This is a genomic window from Pantoea sp. PNA 03-3, from assembly GCF_003201175.1.
GTDB lineage: Bacteria > Pseudomonadota > Gammaproteobacteria > Enterobacterales > Enterobacteriaceae > Pantoea > Pantoea stewartii.
Genome location: NZ_QICO01000003.1, coordinates 704,382 through 706,297, shown reverse-complemented (window position 1 = coordinate 706,297; position 1,916 = coordinate 704,382). Strand labels below are relative to the sequence as shown.

Annotated in this window: 1 protein-coding gene and 2 pseudogenes; all 3 read right to left on the bottom strand. The window is 45.1% G+C overall.

Annotation, left to right across the window (positions count from 1 at the left end):
• Positions 1–847, bottom strand: a pseudogene (locus tag C7433_RS12985) (IS3 family transposase); the annotation flags it as partial.
• A gap of 560 nt (positions 848–1,407) precedes the next feature.
• Positions 1,408–1,674 (bottom strand): hypothetical protein, encoded by a 267-nt coding sequence (locus C7433_RS12975; RefSeq protein WP_110268318.1) that lies wholly within the window; start codon positions 1,672–1,674, stop codon positions 1,408–1,410.
• Between the two features lie 9 nt (positions 1,675–1,683).
• A pseudogene (locus tag C7433_RS23905) lies at positions 1,684–1,916 on the bottom strand (hypothetical protein); the annotation flags it as partial.

Sequence of the window (1,916 nt, the reverse complement as noted above, 5' to 3'; positions counted from 1 at the left end):
GCCCATTGATCCAGCGCGTGGCAGGTAAATTCCGGGCCATGATCGGTTCTTATCGTCGCAGGATATCCACGAAACAGCGCAATGCTGTCCAGAATAAGCACGACCTGAACGCCTGAAATCCCGAAAGCGGCGGTGATCGTCAGACACTCTTTCGTGAAATCATCCACACAGGTCAGGCACTTAATCCGGCGGCCGCTGGCAAGTGCATCCATGACAAAATCCATTGACCATGTCATGTTCGGCGCCTCCGGGCGGAGAAGCGGAAGCCGTTTAGTCGCCAGACCCTTACGTCGGCGCCTGCGTTTTACACACAGACCGTTAAGGTGATAGATGCGGTAAACCCGCTTGTGGTTGATGTGAAGGCCCTCCCGGCGCAATAACTGCCAGATCCGTCGGTAACCAAATCGCCGGCGTTCAAGTGCCAGCTCTGTGATGCGTAGAGACAGGTGCGCGTCAGCAGCCGGACGCTGGGCCGAATAACGGCAGGTTGAAAGTGACAGACCGGCCAGACTGCAGGCACGGCGTTGCGACAGACCCATTGCCTCACACATGACCTCCACGGCTTCCCGCTTCTGGTCTGTCGTCAGTACTTTCGCCCCAGAGCCACCTGAAGTGCCTCCTTATCCAGCATGGCTTCGGCGAGTAGCTTCTTGAAGCGGGCGTTCTCCTCTTCAAGCGACTTGAGCCGCTTCACTTCGGGAACTTCCATGCCGCCGAACTTCTTGCGCCAGGAGTAAAAGGTAGCGTCTGAAATAGCATGTTTACGGCAGAGTTCCCGGGCTGAAACCCCGGCTTCTGCCTCGCGGAGAATACTGATGATCTGTTCGTCGGAAAATCGCTTCTTCATGGGGATGTCCTCATGTGGCTTATGAAGACATTACTAACATCACGGTGTATTAATCAACGGGGAGCAGGTCAGATGAGATAAAAATACGATGAGGTAAATATCACCTTGTCTATTATTTTTATATTAAAAACGGCTCGATAGTTTACGGTATCATCACCATTGTCAGGCCACGCCTCCCAGCGCAGCCCGTCAATAATAAACAACTTCTGCTTAGTTGAAGTTGAGGAGATAACTAATCCATTGTCAAAAATCACACTTCTATTTTCTTCGTTAAGATTAATTTAAACTCTCCATATTGGAAAAATTTATGCCAGTCGAAAAACCCTTACACTAAAAAATTGAAAATTACTTTTGCCGTCGTTAAAGTAATAATTACTTCATCAGCCCATAAGACTTATTTTCTAGCTCAGGATCAAAATATACTCGCACTTATTTCTGAGCTCAGGATTCACTTTTCAACACCTATTCAAATACCACTTATCAACCAATTTAAGCGTATTCGGATTATTGATAACCTTAAGCCAACTACAATTATCACTCATTAAAATTATCGACAATCATTATACTTCAAGGTATATAGACACTGCTTTCTCAGCATCTGACATCTTAAAAATCAAAGGGTTATCATAATCATTATAAATCTCAAGGTAGGCTTTTACTGAATTGTGAATTTCATTATACTTCAAAGTACCATCCTCTATCTTCTGGATTGTTAACTCATATTTCTCAATGATATCACTAAGCTTATTTTTTCCATTTATTAAGGCTTCGTTCTTAATTAATGCCAGTGTATCTTTCAAAATTTTCACTACTTGATTCGTATTCATATAGACGTCCTATGGAGTGCTAATTCTTCTAGTGTTTAAAATCCAATTCTGATCCCAGTCTCGAGGAAGTATTATTTGATCAGCTTTCCCATTAAGTATTGCCCCGGACTTTGTCACTTGAGGTGCAACCTCACCAATCTGTAGTAGCTCATAGCTCTGGCTGTCGCTGTAGACATAAGTCAGCGGAATATCGTCGTGGATTTCCTGCAGCAGACGGTAACCTTCCCACACAAACCGCGTTG

Excerpts from the sequence above, each read along its gene's own strand:
- C7433_RS12975 (WP_110268318.1), bottom strand. The coding sequence starts at position 1,674 with ATGAATACGAATCAAGTAGTGAAAATTTTGAAAGATACACTGGCATTA.